This window comes from Virgibacillus sp. W0181, from assembly GCF_051846915.1.
In the GTDB taxonomy this organism is placed as follows: Bacteria; Bacillota; Bacilli; order Bacillales; family Amphibacillaceae; genus JBPYCR01.
Map to the genome: position 1 here is coordinate 1 of NZ_JBPYCR010000034.1, position 23,989 is coordinate 23,989.

General features: G+C 36.7%; 19 protein-coding genes and 1 other annotated feature. Of the genes, 3 read left to right on the forward strand and 16 right to left on the reverse strand.

The window, feature by feature from the left end:
- Window positions 1-187: 187 nt before the first annotated feature.
- Window positions 188-2,134, reverse strand: a complete 1,947-nt coding sequence (thrS, locus tag ACLIBG_RS12390; protein ID WP_439313078.1) for a threonine--tRNA ligase — start codon at window positions 2,132-2,134, stop codon at window positions 188-190.
- Between the two features lie 143 nt (window positions 2,135-2,277).
- Window positions 2,278-2,503 (reverse strand) — a binding site (T-box leader).
- Between the two features lie 325 nt (window positions 2,504-2,828).
- On the opposite strand from thrS, the gene ACLIBG_RS12395 reads away from it, so the two are divergent.
- On the forward strand, window positions 2,829-4,571 hold the full coding sequence (locus ACLIBG_RS12395) for an IS1634 family transposase (RefSeq protein ID WP_439313079.1): 1,743 nt from the start codon (window positions 2,829-2,831) through the stop codon (window positions 4,569-4,571).
- A gap of 119 nt (window positions 4,572-4,690) precedes the next feature.
- Here the strand turns inward: ACLIBG_RS12395 and ytxC are convergent, their stop codons facing one another.
- On the reverse strand, window positions 4,691-5,485 hold the full coding sequence (gene ytxC / locus ACLIBG_RS12400; protein WP_439313080.1) for a sporulation protein YtxC: 795 nt from the start codon (window positions 5,483-5,485) through the stop codon (window positions 4,691-4,693).
- Between the two features lie 439 nt (window positions 5,486-5,924).
- On the opposite strand from ytxC, the gene ACLIBG_RS12405 reads away from it, so the two are divergent.
- The gene (locus ACLIBG_RS12405; RefSeq protein WP_439313111.1) at window positions 5,925-6,053 is read left to right on the forward strand and encodes a Spo0E family sporulation regulatory protein-aspartic acid phosphatase; all 129 of its coding nucleotides are present in this window, start codon (window positions 5,925-5,927) and stop codon (window positions 6,051-6,053) included.
- 231 nt (window positions 6,054-6,284) lie between these two features.
- On the opposite strand, the gene dnaI is transcribed toward ACLIBG_RS12405, so the two are convergent.
- The 12 genes from dnaI to citZ all read right to left on the reverse strand — a co-directional run bounded on the left by dnaI (window position 6,285) and on the right by citZ (window position 20,350).
- Window positions 6,285-7,214, reverse strand: a complete 930-nt coding sequence (gene dnaI / locus ACLIBG_RS12410) for a primosomal protein DnaI (RefSeq protein ID WP_439313081.1) — start codon at window positions 7,212-7,214, stop codon at window positions 6,285-6,287.
- 21 nt (window positions 7,215-7,235) lie between these two features.
- Complete coding sequence (locus ACLIBG_RS12415) at window positions 7,236-8,588, reverse strand: replication initiation and membrane attachment family protein (protein ID WP_439313082.1); 1,353 nt, start codon at window positions 8,586-8,588, stop codon at window positions 7,236-7,238.
- Window positions 8,589-8,627: 39 nt separating this feature from the next.
- Window positions 8,628-9,098, reverse strand: a complete 471-nt coding sequence (gene nrdR, locus ACLIBG_RS12420; protein WP_439313083.1) for a transcriptional regulator NrdR — start codon at window positions 9,096-9,098, stop codon at window positions 8,628-8,630.
- Between the two features lie 261 nt (window positions 9,099-9,359).
- Complete coding sequence (locus ACLIBG_RS12425; RefSeq protein ID WP_439313084.1) at window positions 9,360-10,397, reverse strand: glyceraldehyde-3-phosphate dehydrogenase; 1,038 nt, start codon at window positions 10,395-10,397, stop codon at window positions 9,360-9,362.
- 110 nt (window positions 10,398-10,507) lie between these two features.
- Window positions 10,508-11,119: a dephospho-CoA kinase gene (coaE, locus tag ACLIBG_RS12430; RefSeq protein ID WP_439313112.1), complete on the reverse strand. Its 612-nt coding sequence runs from the start codon at window positions 11,117-11,119 to the stop codon at window positions 10,508-10,510.
- A gap of 14 nt (window positions 11,120-11,133) precedes the next feature.
- A complete protein-coding gene (gene mutM, locus ACLIBG_RS12435) occupies window positions 11,134-11,961 on the reverse strand; it encodes a DNA-formamidopyrimidine glycosylase (RefSeq protein ID WP_439313085.1) in 828 nt (275 codons plus the stop codon).
- A gap of 14 nt (window positions 11,962-11,975) precedes the next feature.
- The gene (gene polA, locus ACLIBG_RS12440; protein WP_439313086.1) at window positions 11,976-14,603 is read right to left on the reverse strand and encodes a DNA polymerase I; all 2,628 of its coding nucleotides are present in this window, start codon (window positions 14,601-14,603) and stop codon (window positions 11,976-11,978) included.
- Between the two features lie 58 nt (window positions 14,604-14,661).
- Window positions 14,662-16,059: a two-component system histidine kinase PnpS gene (gene pnpS, locus ACLIBG_RS12445; protein WP_439313087.1), complete on the reverse strand. Its 1,398-nt coding sequence runs from the start codon at window positions 16,057-16,059 to the stop codon at window positions 14,662-14,664.
- Window positions 16,056-16,748, reverse strand: a complete 693-nt coding sequence (locus ACLIBG_RS12450) for a response regulator transcription factor (RefSeq protein WP_439313089.1) — start codon at window positions 16,746-16,748, stop codon at window positions 16,056-16,058. The genes pnpS and ACLIBG_RS12450 overlap by 4 nt, the downstream gene beginning before the upstream one ends.
- A gap of 178 nt (window positions 16,749-16,926) precedes the next feature.
- Window positions 16,927-17,865, reverse strand: coding sequence for a malate dehydrogenase (gene mdh, locus ACLIBG_RS12455; protein WP_439313090.1), 939 nt, complete (start codon window positions 17,863-17,865; stop codon window positions 16,927-16,929).
- 13 nt (window positions 17,866-17,878) lie between these two features.
- Complete coding sequence (icd, locus tag ACLIBG_RS12460) at window positions 17,879-19,144, reverse strand: NADP-dependent isocitrate dehydrogenase (RefSeq protein WP_439313091.1); 1,266 nt, start codon at window positions 19,142-19,144, stop codon at window positions 17,879-17,881.
- Between the two features lie 87 nt (window positions 19,145-19,231).
- Window positions 19,232-20,350 carry a citrate synthase gene (gene citZ, locus ACLIBG_RS12465; protein WP_439313092.1) on the reverse strand — a complete coding sequence of 373 codons (1,119 nt, stop codon included), beginning with the start codon at window positions 20,348-20,350 and terminating at the stop codon, window positions 19,232-19,234.
- Between the two features lie 306 nt (window positions 20,351-20,656).
- On the opposite strand from citZ, the gene ytvI reads away from it, so the two are divergent.
- Window positions 20,657-21,757 (forward strand): sporulation integral membrane protein YtvI, encoded by a 1,101-nt coding sequence (gene ytvI / locus ACLIBG_RS12470; protein ID WP_439313093.1) that lies wholly within the window; start codon window positions 20,657-20,659, stop codon window positions 21,755-21,757.
- Window positions 21,758-21,761: 4 nt separating this feature from the next.
- Here ytvI and ACLIBG_RS12475 read toward each other — a convergent pair whose 3' ends face one another.
- Both ACLIBG_RS12475 and pyk read right to left on the reverse strand, forming a co-directional pair.
- Window positions 21,762-22,157 (reverse strand): FxsA family protein, encoded by a 396-nt coding sequence (locus ACLIBG_RS12475; RefSeq protein ID WP_439313094.1) that lies wholly within the window; start codon window positions 22,155-22,157, stop codon window positions 21,762-21,764.
- A gap of 66 nt (window positions 22,158-22,223) precedes the next feature.
- A complete protein-coding gene (gene pyk, locus ACLIBG_RS12480; protein ID WP_439313095.1) occupies window positions 22,224-23,984 on the reverse strand; it encodes a pyruvate kinase in 1,761 nt (586 codons plus the stop codon).
- Window positions 23,985-23,989 lie beyond the last annotated feature (5 nt).

Here is a 23,989-nt window from a genome sequence, read left to right on the forward strand (position 1 = left end):
CAAAAAATGAAAAAAATTTTAAAGAAGGTGAAAAAACAGAAATAGTACTCACTTTTGAACACTAAAAAAACCACAGAAATGCTTGTCATAAAAGCATTCCTGTGGTTTTTACTGTCAAAGATGAGATAATAATATACCATGTCTAGTTCATTATGTCAAATACACTTAAAGATAAGTTAAAGGTAAATTAACTGACAGTCGTTTGTTTCTGGCTAATTTCTTCTTGCAGCATTTCAGCAAATGCATTGTAAGACATTGTTTCCGTTTGTTGTTCACCATAGCGGCGTATATTAACAGTGCCTGCTTCCTTTTCTTTATCACCAATAACTAAAGCAAACGGGATCTTCTCTGTCTGTACTTCTCTAATTTTGTATCCAAGCTTTTCATCTCTAGTGTCAACTTTAACCCTGACACCTTCACGCTTTAACTTATCAGCAATATCGTTGGCATAATCAAGGTGAGCTTGGAGTGAAACCGGAATAATTTTAACCTGCTCAGGAGCAATCCATGTTGGAAATGCACCTTTGTATTCCTCGATTAAGAACGCAACAAATCGTTCCATCGTTGAAACGACCCCCCGGTGGATAACAACTGGACGATGTTCTTTCCCATCTTCACCAATATAAGTTAAATCAAACTTCTCCGGCAATTGATAATCAATTTGAACCGTTGATAACGTTTCGTCATGACCGAGTGCTGTTTTTACTTGTACATCGAGTTTCGGACCATAAAACGCGGCTTCGCCAACAGCTTCTACATATTCAAGCCCCATATCATCCATTGTTTCTTTTAACATCGCTTGGGCATGTTTCCACATCGAATCGTTATCGATATACTTTTCCTTATCTTCAGGATCTCGATAAGACAACCGGAAATAATAATCAGTAATGCCAAAGTCTTTATATACATGTTGAACCAATTCTACTACACGCATAAACTCCTCTTTCAATTGATCCGGTCTCGCAAATATATGGGCATCATTTAAAGTCATCCCGCGTACCCGCTGTAACCCCGCAAGTGCTCCTGACATTTCGTGCCGGTGCATAAGCCCTAGCTCGGCAATTCGAACCGGTAAATTTCGGTAACTGTACAAATTATTTTTATACACCATCATATGGTGGGGGCAGTTCATTGGACGCAAGACCAAATCTTCATTATCCATTTCCATAATCGGAAACATATCATCACTGTAATGATCCAAATGGCCACTCGTTTTATACAAATCCACACTGCCAAGTACAGGCGTATACACATGATCATAGCCAAGTCTTTCTTCTAGATCAACGATGTAACGTTCAATTGTTCGCCGGATCGTTGCTCCTTTTGGCAGCCAAACTGGTAAGCCTTGACCTACCTTTTGACTAATTGTAAATAGCTGAAGCTCTTTTCCCAATTTGCGGTGATCTCGTTCTTTCCGTTCCTGTAGAATTCGTAAATATTCCTCCAGTTCGGTTTTCTTTTGAAAAGCAGTCCCGTATATTCGCTGGAGTTGTTTGTTATCACTATCTCCACGCCAATAAGCGCCGGAAATACTTAACAATTTAAATTGTTTAATTTTACTCGTTGATGGTACGTGTATTCCTCGACATAAATCAAAAAACTCTCCTTGCTTATAAACAGTTACTTGCTCTTCTTCTGGAATTGCATCAATAAGCTCTAGCTTTAAATTGTCTCCAATTTCCCGGAACATTTCTTTTGCTTCTTCTCTTGAAACTTCCAATCTTTCAATTTCCAGGTTTTCGTCTATAATTCGCTGCATTTCCTTTTCAATTTTTGGCAAGTCTTCTGGCGTAATGGTTTCATCCATATCAACATCATAATAAAATCCTTCATCAATGACAGGCCCAACACCAAATTGAACATCTTTATATAAACGTTTAATTGCTTGTGCTAGTGTATGTGCTGTTGAGTGACGCATTATTTCAATGCCTTCTTTGTCTTTATACGTAATGATTTCAATTTTTCCACCCTTGCTTAGCGGTCTTCTTAAGTCAACCTGTTGATTGTCAAGCTTAATGGCCAACGCTTGCTTTTTTAAACCAGGCGATATCGAGGCGGCAATTTCCTCACCCGTTGTTCCTAATGGGAATGCTTTTTCCGCTCCATCCGGGAATAATATATTAATATTGGACAATTTATTCCACTCCTTCATTAATTAATATGTGTTAGTTTAGTGCGGTTTTTGTGTAAAATAGTGCAATTTTTAATAATAAACTACTAGGCAAGTAAAAGTGGGATTTTTAAACAACTAAAAAACTCGTCCCTTTGCATCTCAGCAAAAGGGACGAGTTTTAATCGTGGTTCCACCCTAGTTTCCGCAGTTATAAGTAACCTACAGCTCCATTCATCTTTAACGCAGACTATACGCTACCATATACTTATAGTTCTAAGGCAGAGTTCAAAGGGGGTAATTATTTGCTAATATAGCGGAAGCTTTCAGCCTAGACTTCCTTCTCTTTCTATAAAGGGGTGCAAATAATCGTGTCCTTATCGTTACTTGTGTAATCATTTAGTTTGAGTCTTATATTTTACAATTTCCTCGTAGTGAGGTTAATATACTATCGAAAATATTCTTCTTTATGATTACATATTATATCGTTCCTCAAAAATTTAATCAAGAAATATGCTATTCTTCTCTTGCTGATCGCTTGAATGGAAACTGATGAATAGAGCGAAAGCGTACTCGGGAGTTTGACAGTTGAATAATAATAAAATGCCCCAAAAGCCTGTCATGGCTTTATCTTTTTGTCAAATTTCCAAATTAATTGTTGAGTACTATTTAGTACTATGTTATGATGAAGGCATCTCATAGGATTTGAGGGGTTTCTATGCGCATTAAAAAAAGTGTATCCAAACATTCTGTCTCCTATTCAGTTATCGAAAACGTTAGGGATATCAATGGAAGATCAACAACCAAAGTCGTTGAGGCTTTGGGGAATGAACAGCAAATTCGTGAAAGACACCCAGGTGTTGATCCGGAAGAATGGGCTCGAGCATATGCAAAAAAATTAACCGAAGAAAAGAATAGGAAATCGGAAACGGTCATCATTAAGCACAACCCGAACCAATCGATACCCAAAGGGAAAAAACGATCTTTTAACGTCGGTTACCTCTTCTTAAAATCGATCTATCACCAATTGAAATTGGATGAAAATTGTAAGGAAATATCAGACAGGCACAATTTCTCCTATGACTTAAATAAGATTCTAGCCCTGTTAATTTATATGCGGATTCTACACCCCACATCAAAAAAAGGGACACTGGAGCGGGCAGACGAGCTCCTGGAATCTCATTACATAGAAGAACAGCACATGTATCGTGCATTAGATATCCTAGCTGAGGAATCCGATATCATTGAAATGGCCGTATACAAAAACAGCACGGCCATCGTCGAACGCAAAACGGAGCTCCTTTACTACGACTGCACGAATTTCTACTTCGAGACAGAAGAAGACGACGACTTAAAACAATATGGGATGTCAAAAGAAAATCGACCCAATCCTATTGTCCAAATGGGACTCTTCATGGACGGCAGCGGGCTCCCGCTCGCCTTTGTCATTAATCCGGGAAATCAAAATGAACAGCCAACATTGAAGCCTTTAGAGAAACGAATCTTAAAAGACTTTCAACTATCCAAGTTTGTAGTTTGTACAGATGCCGGGCTTTCTTCCCATGAAAACCGCCTTTATAATTCGATGAGCGATCGTGCTTTCGTAACTACCCAATCTATTAAGAAATTGAAAAAGCATTTGAAAAATTGGGCGTTGGATGCTTCCGGTTGGCAGGTCACCGGTTCGAATCAAGCATCGATTGGGAAAAAGAAAAAGCAAACGATTAATCTAAATGATATTGACCTTGAAAAAGACACGCAAGTGTATTACAAAGAACGTTGGATGAATGAAAATGGACTCGAACAGAAACTGGTCGTTACTTTTTCACCGAAACATAAACGCTATCAATCAAGTATTCGGGAAAAACAGATTGAGCGGGCACAAACGAAAGTGGAGAACCCTTCTCATATCGAAAAAAAGCGAGCAAACAGCTCGGATCGTTTTATCCAATCCACTCATGTCACAGATGATGGGGAAATCGCCCGAAAAAAGACGCATACGATTAATGCTGCAATGATTGATAAAGAAGCAAAGTATGATGGCTTTTATGGTGTATGTACAAACTTAGAAAGTACACCTGAGGAAATTGTAAGAATCAACCAACGACGCTGGGAGGTAGAAGAATCCTTTCGAATTCTAAAAAGTGAAATGCGAACGCGGCCGGTTTTTCTCCAAAAAGATGAACGAATCAAAGCACACTTCCTCGTATGCTTTCTTTCATTATTGACCTACCGTCTGGTTGAGAAAAAAATTGACGAATCGGCTACGTGCTACGAAATCATTCAAGCATTACGAGATATGAGAATGTTGGAATGTACCAGCGAAGGTTATATCCCCACTTATACCAGAACGGACTTAACCGACAAGTTGCATGATGTTTTCGGCTTCCGAACGGATACCGAAATAGTAAGCATACAAAAGATGAAAAAAATTATAAAACAAGTTAAAAAACATAAATAGTACTCACTTTTGAACACGAAAAAAACCACAAGAATGCCCATTATAAAAGCATTCTTGTGGTTTTTACTGTCAAAGATGAGATATTATATCGTTCCTCAAAAATTTAATCAAGAAATATGCTATTCTTCTCTTGCTGATCGCTTGAATGGAAACTGATGAATAGAGCGAAAGCGTACTCTTTCTTGAAAAACATTAATAATTGTTAATGTCTTCGGATCAGACGGGTTATCTCCGTATATATAAATGACTTCCGGAGCCATGGTAATAAGTGGAGCAAGATTCATTTCATTCACATCCAACCCCACCATATATAATGGTTCTTTTTGCATAATTGTTCGCAATTCCATTTGTGAAATTTGCCTGCCATCTGTTTTATAAAATGTAAAATGATTGCCTTGCACCAAATGAATTTCCTTAACACTCTTTTTTTTATTTTGTACATATTCACGCAACATATTGACAAAAGTTTGGTGGTCTTCTTCTCGTTTAAATTCGTCAATCGCAATCCCCACATAATAAACAAGTTGCTCTTTAAATGACTTAAGTTGGAATTTAACAATAGAATCAAAATGGATCTCTTTTACTTCTTGTAAATTTGCATTAAAAAGGGAATATAATGTTCTCTCCGGATTTTGCCGCACATCAATCACTTTAAGTAATTCCGGATCTTCTCCTGATAATGCTCCATGAGCAATATCCGAAATTCGTTCTATCTCATATATATTTGTATAAAAAAAACATTCTTGAATAACCTGTTTAATCATATTAGATAGCCGAAAAACAAAAAACACGTGGACCATTGATTCTGCTATTGCACTTTTATAATTAGAAATATTATCTTTAAACTGTATATGATTCCCCCAATCTTTATCTGTCTTCCAATTTAATTCAATGTGCTTAATATTTTTAAACAAACGTTCACAAAAACATATTACTTCCTTATCGGATTTGAAATATACATCCAGCTATAAACACCACCTTCATCCAAAACCACCTGATACATTATATGGACAAAGATAATAAAAAATGTATATCAAAGAAAACTAGTATTAATTCGTACATAATAGATGAGGAATCTCACTTAAAACATATATAATAGGCTAAAAATTGAGTTTACAAACTGTAGTTTAGGGTATGAATATCAACGGTCGAGAATTTTACGATAGACTATCGACTAAAAAGATCTGGTAAAATATGTTGACCGTATTGAAAAATGTATCAACTAAAAGTGTTATTTGCTTGGTATATAATGGCACAACTCATTTAATCGTGCCTCTACTACCAACATTCAGATTTTAATACAGGTGGAGAGGAAGAAGAAGAGTCAGGAACATAGATGATTTAAAAAAGAAAATTGAAGTAACAAGATTGGAGATGTACAAAGCATATAGGCAAGATGCTAATAGCGCGGAGGTTCTGTTAATCTCACAGAAATTAGATGGTTTAATTAATGAACTGAATCAAAAGTTAAAAAATAAATAATAATTAAAGAGTTGGCGTTAACTTGTCGTTATTATTTAACATAATGTTACTCCGAATAGTTTAGATCTCATTAATCATTAACGGTCGAATGAAAAGTAAGTTACTCTTGATTCAACAAATGTTTATGCATAACAATACACCGTCCGAACAATGGGACGGTGTTTTTTACTGTTATTGGTATCAACAACATTTATCCGATAGCTTAATTCGTGATTTATGTTCTAAATTCATTTAACTTTCTCTTCTATTTTCTCCATACAAATGTACTTCTTTACTAACCTGCTTAATTCGTTCAATAATGCGTCCTGCTTTTACTTCTTCGACCCCGCCCCGTGTTGATGCAAGCTCAATTTCTAATTGTTCCAACGTATAATTCGAGGTAAAAAAGACTGGGAGGTGCTCCATCATCCGGTATTGCAATATCGAACCGAGTACTTCATCTCTAAACCATGCAGATTGCATTTCGGCCCCAATATCATCGATCATTAACACGTCCGTCGTTTTAAAATAATCTATTTTTTCATTCACTGAATCATCTTTGAAAGAGTTTTTTATTTCGCGAACGAATTCAGGCATATAGATCATCATTGTCGAAATGTGATACTCTTTCAATTTATTGGCGACCGCTCCAAGAAAATATGTTTTTCCAACTCCAAATGGACCGGTTATATACATACCTTTTTTCGGAAGCTGTGTCTTTGCATTATCCAGAAAATAACTTATCTCTCGAATAGCTTGACTTCTACCTTGGTCGAATTCTATTTGATCAATTGTTGCCTCCAAAATTTCTTTTGGCATATATAAGCTTTTTATAAGGTTTTGTTGTTCTGTTTGTTGCTCATGTGCAATATGATTATGGCACTTTTCGTAAGCAATTCGAATTTCACCGTTTTCCACGCGTAAAATGGGGGAGTACCCTTGCAACATATTTTTGCATCTTGAATAAGAGGTGCATTGGCTGCACTGCTTTGATTGTGAAATATATTCATGCAGTTTAATCAAGTTTTTATTTATTTCCTGTTTCGATAGTTCTGGATGAGCAGATAAGAACTGCTTTATATCTGGATGACTTAATATTTCCTGCTGCATTTTGTCATGTCTTTCCCTAAAACTCGCATTTGTTTGCATCCATTTTTTTAATGTCGATTGAATGGATTCCATAAAAATCATCCTTGCAAATGGTTATTTTTCATTCGTGCCCACATGTTTACGCAGAAGTGCCAATACTTCCTCTTTTTCACTTTCGTTATTATTGGTCGGTGCAGGAGGAACGCTTTTTTTGGATGGCTTCTGTTTTTTTCTATCTTTGAACCATTCGGGCAAAACAGCACCTGTCGTTCGTTGTCTATTATAATTAGAGTTTTTTGTATAGGATTTTTGGTAGCGCTTATTCGTTTCCTTCTTCGCAAATTCCATTGCGTCTTTTGCAGTTTTCAAATTCGACCGTGACCAATGACTTGCTATTTTTTCCATATAGGCTTTCGACAGTTTCATATCCGATTGTAGTAGTACATAATGAATTAATACATTCATTACGGCTGGTGGTAGACCTTGTTTTGTCATTACTTCTCGAATAATTTTCATATCCTGTTCCGATGCATGATTGCCATTTGATAAATCTTCCAGCAATTGTTTTGGCGTCATTTTCTGCAAAGCTTGTACAAGCTGCTGTTCTTTTGTTTGCGGGATGTCTTTGTCTTCTTCTTCCTTGGCTATTTTCTGATTGTTCACCAATTGGATTGATGCTTGATTATGCTTAACTTTAAACAAATCATGACAGGCATCTTTGAATTCCTTCTGATCTAGCACATGGTCTTCAGATACGGCCCATAATACAGATTTATCTATTTCATAAGGTTCCAGATCGTATAGTAGCATCATTTGCGAGATTAACACTTTATTTTCATTAGTAAGTACATTTTTTACCGGAATCATCCGCTGTTTCAGCATTTGTTCCATCCACGAGAAGTCAATTTGTTGTGTGTTAGTAGTCTGAATAGGCTGTTCTTCTTGATTATTTACAATTTCAAAATTTGGCTTAAATGTTTGAAATACATCTTGAAATGTTGCTGTTATATTTTCGCCTTTTTTTTCATTCGGAACAGGTGTATAAACACGGGTTAATAGTTCGTACTTTTTCTCTCCTATATGATGAAATAGCAATTCAGATAACATGGCATCTTGTAAGAAATTGACAGGAGCAAATGGGGCTTGCAGTTCATATGTATACGACCTATTTGTTCCAGCATTGTTTACATATGTAGTTAACAACCCGATTCCTTCCAACTTAAGCCTCGCCTCATATATTTGATCCAAAGGGATATTCAGATAGTTCATCAATGTGTGGTGCGTCTGTATAGAGGTTTCGCCTTGTATTGTTATCTCGTGCAATAATGTTTGGTATAACATTACGGATTCCATTCCGATTAAGGGCTGATACAAATGAGTCAGAGAACTTGCATAATCTACAGGAAGATTCCCTCTTAATAAAACATAATACCCATCAACAGGTAATATTTTGCCAATATATTTCATCAGATGTAACCCTCTCTTATTAGATAACTTCAGTGGTAACTAATCGTTTTTATCCTTATTTCGATTAATTAATTCTTTCAACTCGTCCAAAAACATATTAATATCTTTAAATTGCCTATAGACGGAGGCAAAGCGAATATAGGCAAGATCATCCACTTCCGATAGTCTGGTCATAACCATTTCACCTATATATTTGCTCTCGATTTCCGATAGCTCGGAATTACGTATTTCTTTTTCCACACCAATAGCGATTTCTTCAATTTTTTCGATAGGGACTGGTCTTTTTTCACAAGCTCGTATTAATCCTCGAATTAATTTTTCGCGGCTGAATTCCTGTCTTGTACCGTCCTTCTTCACGATAACTAAAGGGGATTCTTCCATTCGTTCGAAGGTGGTAAATCGAAATCCACAACGTTCACATTCTCGTCTTCTCCGAATCGCTCGACCCTCTTCAATTGGACGGGAATCCAAAACCTTTGTGCTTTTATTATGGCAATTTGAACACTTCATTTCTGTTAACCCCATTCGTAGTGACTTTCATTTTAAAAGAGCTTTTTTTAAATGGTCATATCTTGTGTATATTATCGAGTATAAATTACACGTTCATTCTATCTTTCCTTATATTTTAACATGATTTATCATTTTTCCCTAATACAAATAAACGGTTGCCTTCTTCATATATAAAATGAAAAAGGCAACCGTATTTTTCCTTGATAAAAATCTGTTTATATAATTTGACGTTGTGATGTTTAATATCCTGTGAGACCTCAATTAAAATATATTAACTTTTTCTTTCTTTTGTACCAATTTCGTCCCCACATATTTGGTTAAATCAACGACGCGCTTAGAGTACCCCCATTCATTATCATACCATGCCAACACTTTTACTTTGTTGTTATCCATAACCATGGTGGTTAAGCTGTCAATAATAGCCGAATACTCAGATGATGTGTAATCAATGGAAACAAGTGGCTCTGTGCTATATTTCATAATACCATCCATGTTATTCTGGGATGCCTGTTTGAATGCTTCATTTACATCTTCAACCGTTACATCTTTTTCCACATCAACCACTAGATCAACGAGCGATACATTCGGAGTTGGAACTCGCAAAGCCATTCCATGTAATTTCCCGTTTAAATGCGGTAATACTTCACCAAGCGCTTTTGCAGCACCAGTAGAAGTTGGAATAATGGATTGTGTACACCCTCGTGCCCGACGTAAGTCTTTATGCGGATTATCCAAGCTTAATTGATCCGATGTAAATGCATGAACAGTTGTCATCAACCCATTTTTAATTTTAAATGACTCGTCAAGTACCTTAACGACTGGAGCAAGACAATTCGTAGTACAAGAAGCGTTAGATATAATATCGTCTTCTTCTGGATCGTATTGCTCCTCATTTACTCCAAGTACGATTGTTTTATCTACATTTTTACCAGGAGCAGTAATAACAACCTTTTTTGCTCCTGCCTGTAGATGACGGCTTGCACCTTCTTTAGAATTAAATTTTCCAGTAGCTTCTACAACAATGTCAATATTAAGGTCTTGCCAAGGCAGTTTCTCCGGTTCTCGACTATGAACAAGCTCGATCGTCTTGCCATTAACTTGAATATGATCATCACTTCCAATTACTTCACCATTAAATGGGCCATGTACACTGTCATATTTTATTAAATGAGCTAACGTTTCGGGAGGATAGCTCGCATTTATTGCAATAACCTCTAACTGTTTATCAACAATAGCTTGTCGGAACACCATTCTTCCGATGCGACCAAATCCATTAATTGCAATTCGGGTTCTATTCATTATAAATCCTCCTGTATATGTTATACTTTTATTATTATTATCAAGAAATAGTATAACACATTAGAAGAGAAATGTGCTGGATTTACTCTTGTTTTTTTACATTTTAAAATTTATTTTTCGTCTTTAATAATATTCCACTTGTTAAATAGAGAAATTAATTGGTCTTGAGATGATTTTTTCGTCTGGCTGTTATCAATAATAGCATCCGCCAAATTTGCCTTTTTACTCACAGGAATTTGTGCTTGTATCCGTTCTTGTGCTTCTTCAGCAGAAGATTGATCCCGCTTCATTAATCGGGCAAGCTGGGTAGATTCATCGACATACACAACAATAATCTTATCAACGAAATGCATTAATTTACTTTCAAATAATAACGGGATATCCATAACGATACACGGCTCTCCACCAGCAATTAATGTGTCACGCTGTTGCAGCATTTCTTTACGAATTTCAGGATGAATGATTTCATTTAATTTTGTTCGATTTTCTTCATTCGCAAAAACAATTCTTCCTAATTTCTTTCGATTAATTGTTTTATCTTCATTCAACATGTTCTCGCCGAATGTTGTCACAATTTTTTCATAAGCTCGTTCACCGGGCTTTACAACGTCTCTAGCTATTTTATCAGCATCGACAATTGGTATTCCCAGTTCTGCAATCATTGCAGAAATCGTACTTTTACCGGTTGCAATACTTCCAGTTAATCCAATAACAACAGCCATGCCTGTTCCCCCTCTCAATCCTTCTGACACTTCGGACAAACGTGTGTGCCCCTACCTGCCACCTTCATTTTCATAATCGGAGTTGCACATTGTTTGCAAGGTTCATCCACCTGTCCGTATACAAAAAGTTCTTGTTGAAACATTCCCATTTCTCCTTCTCCATTAACATAGGAGCGGATAGTTGTTCCACCTTGTTTCACCGCGTCTTCTAAAACCGCTTGTGCATGAAGCTTTATCGCTTTTGCTTCTTGCTTAGATATAATACTCGCTATCTTCAACGGGTGAATTTTCGCTTTAAATAATACTTCATCAACATAAATGTTGCCAAGGCCAGACACGACTGTTTGATCCAATAGAACTGCTTTGATGGTCCGTTCCGTTTTTTTCAGTTTATTCCATAGGTATTCTAGCGTAAATGTTTGTTCGAATGGATCTGGTCCTAATTGACTTAACGGTTTTCCCACCAATTCCTTGCCATTCGGAAATAGATGCATCGTACCAAACTTTCGCACATCGTTGTAGCGTAGCTCTTGTCCATTTGTTAAAGAAAAAATCACATGTGTATGTTTAGTGAGCGGTTCTTCGCTTTGCTGCACGCTGTACTTCCCTTCCATACGCAAATGGGAAACTAAAACATAATCATCCAAATGAAACAACAAAAATTTCCCTTTTCTGTTGATAGATTTAATTGTTTGACCGACTAACAAATGTTTAAAATGATTAAGATCATCTGGATGTTTAATGATATTCGGCCAGTAAACAGTTACGTCTTTAATTGTTTTGTTTCTGACCAATTGCTGTAAAGTATTTTTAATTGTTTCCACTTCTGGTAATTCCGGCATATTTCCTCTTCCCCTTACTTTGCGTCAAACCAACTATCACCGTATGCATAGTCAACTTTTAGCGGCACGGTTAATTGAACGGTTTGTTCCATCATGTCCGGTACTATTTGCTTTAATTTTTCGATCTCTTCTTTCGGTGCTTCAAGTATTAATTCGTCATGTACTTGTAGTAGTAGTTTGGCTTGCAGCTTTTCATCCTTGAGCTTCGAATGCAAGTCAATCATCGCCTTTTTAATGATGTCGGCGGCACTCCCTTGAATGGGGGTATTCATTGCCGTACGTTCAGCAAAACTGCGTTGATTGAAATTGCGACTTGTTATTTCCGGTAAATACCTTCTGCGATTCATTAAGGTTGTCACATAACCATTGTGCTTTGCTTCTTGCACAATTTCATCCATATACGTTTTTACGTCAGGATAACTTGCAAAATAACGATCAATAAAGGACTTCGCTTCTTTACGCGTTATTCCAAGGTTTTGCGATAATCCATAATCACTGATCCCATAGACAATTCCAAAATTAACTGCTTTTGCTTGTCTACGCATATTGGAATCCACTTCATTTTTCTCGACATGGAATACATCCATCGCTGTTTGTGTATGGATATCCAAATTATTTTTGAATGCAGCAACCAATTTCTCGTCCTTTGCGATATCCGCTAAAACACGAAGTTCAATTTGCGAATAGTCTGCAGCAAATATAACCCAATCCTCTTTGGATGGAATAAATGCTTGTCTGATTTTTCGACCCTCTTCCAAGCGAATCGGGATGTTCTGCAAATTGGGCTCTATCGAACTTAAACGACCTGTCTGGGTTAATGCCTGATTAAAACGGGTATGGATTTTACTATCATCAACGACTTTTAATAACCCTTCAATATACGTCGATTGCAGCTTGCCTAATTGACGATATAAGAGAATTTGAGATATAATTTCGTGCTTTCCTTCCAATTTCTCCAACACATCAGCAGCTGTTGAATATCCAGTCTTCGTTTTTTTAATTACTGGCAATTCCAGTTTTTCAAACAAGATCGGTCCAAGTTGTTTTGGTGAATTTAAATTAAATGATTCTCCGGCAAGTTCAAATACTTTATTTTCAATTTTTTTAAGTCTGTCTTTTAACTCATGCCCCATTGCCTCTAGCCGTGCTTCATCTACTTGTATACCCTCATACTCCATCTCACCTAAAATAAGAGCTAATGGCATTTCCAACTCTTTATATAACTTATATTGTTCATTTTCTCTAAGCTTTTCTTCTACTTCACGTTTTAGGCGAAAAATGGTATTCGCTTTTCGAATGAGGTGCTCGGCAAAAATTGTTTGTTCTGGTACTTTCATTTTAGCGCCTTTGCCATAAACTTTCTCATCATATTGAACTTCATTAAAACCCATGCGTTGACCGATGGACGGGATATCCTGATTATTTTCAGCAGGATTGATTAAATAAGAAGCGAGTAATAAATCAAAAATAATACCTTTTATATGAATCCCGCGTTTTAACAAAGAAACTACCGTTCCTTTTGCATCGTAAACATATTTTTTCTTTTCCGCATCTTCCGCCCATTCTTTGAAAACAGGAGATTCCAGTGCCACATTTGTAGGTATAAAATATTTATTATTTTCATTAACGATTGCTATCGCTTCAATAGCCGCCTGATGATAGTTTTCTTCTAGCATTTCAATGATAATTGCTTCATTACCTGTAAACATATCGGAGGTGATTTCTTCTACTGTAACGTAATCAATTGGCTCCAATTTCTCTGTCGTGTCTACATCCTCTCCGCCATCCATTTTTTCCAGCAATGATTGAAAGCCTAACTCTTTAAACATCGTAAATACTTCATTCGATTTATAGCCGTTATATTCAATGTCATGAACAGATAGCTTAATCGGTGACTGACAATCAATTGTCGCTAGCTGTTTGCTCATGAAGGCATCATCTTTATAGGCTGTTAAATTTTCTTTCAGTTTCTTTCCAGAAATATCATCCAAATGCGCATAGACTGTTTCAATCGTTTTATACTGCTTTAACAATTTCGTAGCCGTTTTAATCCCCACACCTGGGACCCCTGGTATATTATCCGAACTGTCTCCCATCAATGCTTTTAAATCGACTATTTGTTCAGGAGAGAGCTCCATCTTTTCTTGCATAAATGTAGGAGTATAAGATTCCACTTCACTAATTCCTTTTTTAGTAACATCAACGGTAACAGTTGAAGATACTAACTGGAGTAAATCCTGATCACCTGAAATAACCTTTACCTTCCAATCTCCTTCTTTTGCTGATTGTGTCAATGTACCAATAATATCGTCAGCCTCATATTGATCAAGCTGGTAGTGTGGAACATTAAACGCATCAAGCAATTCCTTAACGAGCGGAAATTGTTCGGAAAGTTCAGGTGGTGTTTTTTCCCTTCCACCTTTATATTCTTTGTATGTTTCATGACGAAAAGTCGTTTTTCCTGCATCAAATGCAACAAGCATATGAGTAGGTTTTTCCTCTTTCAGGATACGCATTAGTATCGTTGTAAATCCGTAAACAGCGTTTGTATAGACGCCTTTATCATTATTTAAAAGTGGTAACGCAAAAAAGGCTCGATAAATTAGACTGTTTCCATCAATTAACACTAATTTTTTAGACATGTACATTCCTCCGTATAATTCAACTATTCCATCTAATTATATAATAAAACATCCTCTGTTACGAAGAGGATGTTTTATGCTCTGCTGGTCTATCTTTTGGCAAATAAACTGAAAACGTAGTACCTTTATTTAATTCACTTTCTACGGATATTTTCCCATCATGGACCTCAACTATATGCTTAACAATGGCAAGACCAAGACCAGTTCCACCTGTATTGCGGCTACGGGCTTTATCCACTCGATAAAAGCGTTCAAAAATACGTGGTAATGCTTCCTGTTCAATCCCTATTCCCGTATCTGTTACTTGAATAGAAACAAAATCTTCTGTCTCATCAATAGTAAGATTAATTTCTCCGCCTGCAGGTGTGTAGCTAATTGCATTTGCTAGCAAATTAATTAACACTTGTTTTATTCTCTCTTTATCTGCTACGAATTTAGCGTCCGATAATACATTTGTCGTAAAATCAATATTATTTTCGGTAGCTTGGTGTTGGATTAAAGGAACGATGTCTTCCAGCAACTTCGACAAATTTATATTAGAAAATACTAATTGAAATTCATCTTTTTCTAATTTGGATAAAATGAGCAAGTCTTCAATCAATACTTGAATTCTTTTGCTTTCCTCATAGATGATACCTAGAAATTGCTTTCTTGTTTCTGGGTCATCCATTGTCTCATCCAGCAATGTTTCTGCAAATCCTTTAATGGAAGTTATAGGTGTTTTTAACTCATGAGATACATTCGCAACAAAATCTTTTCGCATCACTTCTAGTTTCTTTAGTTCTGTAATGTCGTACAGCACAAGTACAGCCCCACGCAGCATATTTCTATCATTGAAAATCGGCGCCCCAACAATTTCCAGGAAATATTTATCTGTTTCTTTATAATGTGTAAATAAACGCTTCATATTTTTTTCATACAAAAATGTTTCTTGTACAGTCTGGTGGATCGTTTCATTTTCAAGCACATCATAATAAAGATAACCAATGTAGTCCTGAGGGTCGTTTCCAAATATGGAAATAAATTTTCGATTTACGAGATGAATATACCCTTTCTCGTCTATTAATACAAGACCGCTTTGAGAATTATCAATGACAGTAGAAAATTGTTCAGCTTGCATTTGTTCATGTATCGTTAATTCACTTAAGTTACGTGCAAGTGCATTAATTTTACCAAACAACTCTCCAACTTCACCGTTCATCGGGTGGTGAATTCGTGCACGATAGTTTCCTTTCACCAAGTTATCAACCGTATTGGTCGCCTTATCAATAGGCTTTATATATCGGTCGAAAACTTGCAGTAAAATAACAATTAAAATAATATATTCAATTATTAGCACAGACAGGAGTACGTAATAATTGTCAACTACTTGACTTAAAATGACTCCTGAAACAATAATCAACAGTAAAATACCGAATGCATATGTAAATAGCTTCTTTGATAGTAGAGGCTTCATATTTTGGGTTCCTCCATTTTATATCCTAATCCTCGAATTGTTTTAATATAAGTTGGTGTTCGTGTATTACTTTCAATCTTATCACGTAATCGACTAATATGTACATCAACAATACGTGAATCCCCAGAAAAGTCGTAGTTCCAAACAGCACTTAAAAGTTGATCCCGAGATAAAACATTTCCTTTATGAGTAGTAAGGTATAATAAAAGTTCAAATTCTTTACGTGTAAAAGTTAGAATATTTCCTTCCATCTCAGCTTCATACTTTTCTGGATAAACCGTTAACCTTCCAATTTGAATTGTCGTTGATTGTCTTGTATTATCCCCGTTCGTTCTTCTTAAAACAGCCTTAATCCTCGCTATAACTTCTTTTGGACTGAACGGCTTCGTTAAATAATCATCTGCTCCATACTCCAATCCAAGCACTTTGTCATACAATTCATCTTTTGCTGTTAACATAATAATCGGTGTATTATTGTTATTAAGTCTTAACTGTTTACACACTTCCATTCCATCCATCTTCGGCAGCATCAAATCTAGAACGATCAAATCAAATTTTTTCTGCTCTGCTTTTTTCAACGCCGTTTCACCGTCATATGCAACGTCAGTCAAATATTCTGCTTTTTCTATGTTGTATTTTAATAAAGTAACAATAGACTTTTCATCATCGACAATCAATATTTTTTTCATTTATATCCTCTTTTCTACAGCAAAACCAAACTACCTCTATCTTACAACGCCGCCTTATGCAAATAAACAGATTTGATGATTTGTAAACGAAATTTTACAATCGTTTAATCTGTGAAAGTTCCAATAAAAAAAGCTTCTTTCTATATGTAGATACAAAAAGAAGCTTTTTTAACAAAGGTTATTTTAATACGTCCAGTACATTTTTAACTGTTTTAGCTGATTTATCTAATGCTTGCTTCTCTTCATGGGTCAGATCAAGCTCAATAATATTCTCGATTCCATTTCCACCAATCACGGTAGGAACACCAAGATAAATATCACTGTACCCATATTCACCTTCTAAATACACAATGGATGGAAGCACACGACGTTGATCTTTTAAAATCGCTTCTGCCATTTCTGTTAAAGAAGCAGCGGGTGCATAATATGCACTACCATTACCTAACAAATTAACGATTTCTCCGCCGCCTTTTCTTGTTCGTTCAACAATGGCGTCCAGTCGGTCTTTCGAAATCAATTTTTCCAGCGGAATGCCTCCTGCATATGAATAACGTATGAGCGGGACCATATCGTCACCATGGCCTCCTAGAACGAATCCTGTTATGTCTTTCACAGATAAATTCAGTTCCTGGGAAACAAACGTGCGGAAACGGGCAGTGTCTAATATTCCGGATTGTCCAATTACTCGTTCTTTTGGAAAGCCTGACTCCTTAAATACCGTATACGTCATCGCATCGACAGGATTTGTTAACACAACAATAAAACAGTTAGGTGAATAAGTTACAATTTCTTTTGTAACGGACTTCATTATCTTTGCATTTGTATTAACTAAATCATCCCGACTCATACCCGGTTTACGAGGAATACCAGCTGTAATAATGACAAGATCAGAGTCTTTCGTATCCTTATAATCTGATGTGCCAGTAATATTCGCATCAAACCCTTGGACAGGGCTTGCTTCAAGCATATCCAATGCTTTTCCTTTCGTTGGACTTTCATTATCCGGGATATCGACTAAAACGACATCACCAAGTTCTTTCTGCGCAATCATTAGTGCAGCTGTAGATCCAGTAAAACCGGAACCTATAACCGAGATTTTCCTACGCTTTATGCCCATTATTGTTCACCTCTCAGCCCATGTTTTTAATTAACTCATTACCGAATTCGGAACATTTAACTTCTGTGGCACCATCCATCAGACGAGCAAAATCATACGTCACTACTTTAGATGCAATTGTTTTATCCATTGCTTTAGTTATGAGATCAGCCGCTTCTCTCCAGCCAAGATGCTCAAGCATTAACACACCGGATAAAATCACAGAAGATGGATTAACTTTATCCAATCCGGCATATTTTGGTGCTGTGCCGTGGGTCGCTTCAAAAATCGCGTGACCGGTATCATAATTAATATTGGCACCCGGTGCAATTCCTATGCCGCCAACTTGTGCTGCTAATGCATCTGACAAGTAGTCACCATTTAAATTCATTGTAGTAATAACATCAAATTCTTCAGGTCTTGTTAGTATTTGTTGCAATGAAATATCCGCAATTGCGTCTTTCACAATGATTTTCCCTGATTTTTCTGCTTCATCCTGTGCCTTGTTGGCTGCTTCCTTGCCATCTTTTTCTACAATACGGTCATATTCTGCCCAGGTGAATACTTTATCTCCATACTCCTCCTCGGCAACTTCATAACCCCAATTTTTAAATGCGCCTTCAGTAAACTTCATAATATTTCCTTTATGGACTAGCGTAACACTTTTTCGACCTTCGTTAATTGCATATTCAATGCTTGCACGTACAATTCGTTTTGTACCTTCCTCGGAAACCGGCTTAATACCAATTCCTGAAGTTTCAGGGAAACGGATATTTTTTACTCCCATTTCATTTTGCAAGAAGTCAATGACTTTTTTAACATCATCTGTACCTGCTTGCCATTCAATTCCTGCATAAATATCTTCAGTGTTTTCTCTAAAAACAGCCATATCAACTTGCTCTGGGCGCTTAACAGGAGATGGAACACCTTCAAACCATCTTACCGGTCGCAAACAAGTAAACAAATCCAGTTCTTGTCTAAGCGCGACATTCAAAGAACGAAATCCGCCACCAATTGGAGTAGTCAGAGGGCCTTTAATTGCAATTTTATATTCATTAATTTGATCGAGCGTTTCATTCGGGAGCCACTCTCCTGTTTTATTATACGCCTTTTCACCGGCGTATACTTCTTTCCACTCAATTTTCTTTTTACCTTTATATGCTTTCTCAACTGCTGCATCAAATACATTTCTTGATGACGCCCAAATGTCAGGTCCTGTTCCATCACCTTCGATAAAAGGGATGATCGGCTGATCGGGGACATTTAATACTCCATTATCAACTGTTATTTTTTCACTCATTTAAAAAACCTCCTATTTTTCTTCATGCATTTCTATGTTATCACACTACTTATTAACATGATAATAGCCGGGGCTCCCGGCTATTAATTAATCACGTTTTTCCAGTGGAATAAACTTTTGTAACTCGGGGCCAATGTACTCGGCGCGCGGTCGAATCAAACGATTGTTTGCATATTGTTCAAGAATATGTGCAATCCAACCGGACATTCGACTTACAGCAAATATTGGTGTAAATAAATCATGATCAATTCCGAGGCTATGGTATACAGAAGCAGAATAAAAGTCTACGTTTGCAGGTAATCCTTTTTCTTTTTTAATGTAATCTTCAATTTCAATGGACATATTATACCATTTTTCTTGCCCTGTGAGCTTGGTTAGCTCTTTTGACATGTTTCTCAAGTACTTTGCCCTTGGGTCGCCTGTACGATAAACACGGTGCCCCATTCCCATAATTAATTCCTTATTCGCTAACTTCTCCTTGACATATGGGAGTGCATTTTCTTCTTCACCAATCTCTGTCAGCATCTCCATTACTCGTTCGTTAGCACCACCATGCAGAAATCCTTTCAATGCTCCAATAGCGGCTGTTATTCCGGAATACATATCAGAAAGTGTTGCAACACAAACACGAGCAGTAAAAGTAGAAGCATTTAATTCGTGGTCAGCATGTAACACTAAAGCTTTGTTCACAGCTTCTACTTCAATATCTTCAGGATCTTTTCCGTTTAACATATATAAAAAGTTTTCTGCGAACGTCAAGTTCTGTTTCGGTTTTACCGGATCTTCCCCTTTTCGAATACGAGAAAATGCAGCAACAACAGTGGCCACTTGTGCCTGCAGGCGAACAGCTTTGCGTTTATTTGCAGCCTCATCTCGGTTATCTGCTTCTTCATCAAGCACACCTAAATAAGATATCGCTGTACGAAGTGATGCCATCGGATGTACTTTGGATAAATCATAGGAGCGCAAGTGATCAATAATTGCATCAGGCACTTCCATATTATCAACAAGGTCTTTTCTTATCTCATCAAGCTCAGATTTATTCGGCAATTTCAAATTCCATAATAAATAAACCACTTCTTCAAAAGATGCATTCTCAGCTAAGTCATCAATCGAATAACCTACATATGTAAGCTTGTCATCTATAATCGAGCTGATTGATGATTTGGCAGCGATTACACCTTCAAGTCCTTTAGTTGTTGACATACACACTCTCTCCTTTTTCTATATATTATACTAAAACCCCTAATAAAAACTCATGCGTTCAACAAATCCAACAATTTATTGAACAATCTCTTCTATAATCCTAATTATAAGGGATAAAGGCCTTAATGTGAATTGAAACCTATTATATTCGCTGAAAAGTTTCTTTTTGCAACTTAACTGCTACTTCCCGTGCTTAATATGCATTTCTTAAATTCTAATATGTGTATGTGCTGCATAAGTATTAGTAAACAAGCTCTATACTTGTCTATTTTGATTGAAAAATAAATGGTGAATGAGGGTTTTCTAGTGGATGTGCAGCATATCATGCGGTTTCTCCGGTTTACTCTAGTTGTTATATTATTTATTAGTGTTTTCTACCTGTTGAAATATACACTTATATTTTTATATCCGTTTATTATTGCTGTTTTAATCTCACTTATGCTTAATCCTGTTGTAACCTTTCTTCATAAAAAGTGGAGAATCCCGAGAAGCATGGCAATCATCGGGACACTCATTTTTATACTTGTTTTTTTTATTAGTGTAATCGTATTGGTGATAGCGGAGGTCATTCAAGGTACTACATACTTGGCAGAAACAGTGCCTGTATATATTAAAGAATTATTCAATCTCTTCCATCTGTTTCTCGAGAACACAATATTCCCTATTTATCATAAACTGAACGAATTTATTGAAACATTAGATACTTCATATCAGACGACTGTTGAAAATTATATTCAACAGCTGCTTGATACCGTTGCATCTACAGGTGCAAAGTTTTTACAAGATAATTTATTAAAAACACCTGCAGTTTTAGCGACTTTACCTCGTTCTGCGGGGATGTTTATCATCGCCATGCTTGGTACATTTTTAATTTTGCATGATTGGGATCGTTTATCACATTTAATCAAACGTGCCATACCTAATTTCATCAATCTTTCACATTACTATTTTCATCTAAAGCGAGCATTTACCGGCTTTTTTGCCGCACAACTCATTCTCGTATTTATTACTGGATTAATTATATTTATCGGCCTAGTCCTAATTGATGTTGAGCATGTACTTACAATAACAATCATTACAATGTTCGTTGATTTATTCCCTTATATTGGCGTCGGATTATTGTTCATCCCATGGATTATCTATTTATTCCTATCCCAACAATATGCGTTAACGATTTATTTATCTATTCTGTACATATCAATCATTATTTTCCGGCAAATTCTAGAACCAAAAATGTTGTCTTCAAAGATTGGAATTAATCCATTGTTCGCTTTAATCACTTTATTTATTGGATACCAATTATGGGGGATTGGCGGCATTTTATTAACTCCACTTATTTTAATTTGTGCAGGTGCTTGCTATCAAGCAGGATTAGTGGACCAAATTTTATCTTTTATAAAAGGCTAGGTCTTTACCATTTTCGGTATATAATTTTCCCGCTGTTTTTGGTCATGTAATACTTTAGCCACTTGATAACAATTGCTTTAAAAGGTTGTCTCGTCCATGGCAACACGAGAAAGAAACCAACCGCATCTGTAATAAAACCAGGGGTAAATAAAAAAAGCGCACCAATAAAAATACAAATCCCATCCACAATTTCATCACCAGGAACTTGATGATAACTCATGGATTCTTTCGCCCGATTCCAGACAATGATCCCTTGTTGTCTCGCGAATGAAACTCCAATAATACCTGTCAGCAAAATTAAAATAACAATCCACCATGGGCCAATCCAGCCGCCGGCCCACACAAACAGCCCAATTTCCAGTGCAGGAACGATTAAAAAAGCGGGAAATAACCAACGCATAATGCTCACCCCTTCGTTTCCATGCAAGCAATTTTACAATTCGTAAGATCGGATAATGCGGACAATTTATAAAACACTTGCATGTCCTTGATGAATTTCTCCTGTCACACCATCAATAGTAATATCTTCTCCATCTTTAATTACATTAACAGCACTTTTAACACCGACAATTACTGGTATGCCAAGGCTAAGGCCGACAACGGCTGCATGAGATGTCAGTCCGCCTTCCTCTGTTATAATTCCACTAACTTTTTTGATTGCTTCGATCATATCGCGATCCGTTCCAATTGTAACGAGAATGTCTCCGGTCTTTACCCTACTGATCGCTTCTTCCGAATCAATTGCAACTACCGCTTTGCCATATGCACTGCGCCTGCCAATCCCTTGTCCTTTGGCTACAACATCGCCGATTACATGTACTTTCATTAAATTTGTCGTTCCACTCTCTCCGACTGGCACTCCTGCTGTAATAATCACTTTACTACCACGGTGAAATAGATTTGTACTTAAGCCGCGATCAATTGCAATATCAAGCATTTCATCAGTCGACTTCGCTTCTGTCCCTTCCACAGCATGTACTCCCCATACAAGTGCCAGTTGACGATTTACCGTATTGGAAAACGTAACAGCAACAATTGGGGCTTTTGGACGATACTTAGCAATCATCCGTGCTGTATGTCCACTTTCTGTCGGAGTAATAATTGCACCAACACCCAAGTTTTTAGCTGTATGAGTAACAGATTGACTGATCCCATCGGTGATTGTCATATCTGCTGACTTTGATCTGTTTTTCAAAATTAAATGATGATCCAAAGCTGTTTCCGTTTTTCGTGCGATGCTGTTCATCGTTTGCACCGACTCCACTGGATAATCTCCTGCTGCAGTCTCTCCGGATAGCATGATTGCATCTGTTCCGTCAAAAATAGCGTTTGCAACATCAGAAGCTTCTGCCCTCGTTGGTCTCGGATTCCGTTCCATCGAATCAAGCATTTGTGTCGCAGTGATCACTGGCTTGCCATTCGTGTTGCATTTTGTTATTAATTGCTTTTGTACTAACGGTACATCTTCCGCCGGAATTTCAACTCCTAAATCGCCGCGAGCTACCATTACTCCTTCGCTTACCTCTAAGATAGCGTCAATGTTTTCAACACCTTCTCTATTTTCAATCTTAGAAATAACGTGAATATGGGTAGCCTCATGCTTTTCAAGCAATTCTTTTATTTCCAGCACATCAGAGGGACGTCTAATAAATGATGCCGCAATAAAGTCTACTCCTTGTTCAATCCCAAACAATATATCGTTCGCATCTTTTTCAGTAATGCCTGGCAAATTGACCGAGACATTCGGCACATTAACCCCTTTTTTATTTTTTATAACACCTGAATTTAATGCTTTTGTTTTTATTTCATCATTTTGCTTATCAATATCAAGGACTTCAAGTTCAATTAACCCATCATCCAGTAATATTTTTGACCCGACACTTACATCGTTAATTAATCGGTCATACGTAACAGAAAAACGTTCTGCAGTTCCCTCTATATCTTTCATGGAAATGTTTATCATATGATCTTTTATTATTTCTGCCTTACCTTCAACAAAAGATCCTGTGCGAATTTCTGGTCCTTTTGTATCCAATAATATAGCAATCGTTTTTCCTGTTAATGCAGCAGCTTTTCTTATATTCTTTATTCGCTCTTGATGTTCTTCAAAATTCCCATGGGAAAAATTTAAACGAGCAACGTTCATGCCTGCTTCCATTAAACTCGTTAGCGTTTCTATTGACTCGGATGCGGGTCCAATTGTACAAACTATTTTTGTTTTTCTCAATATGG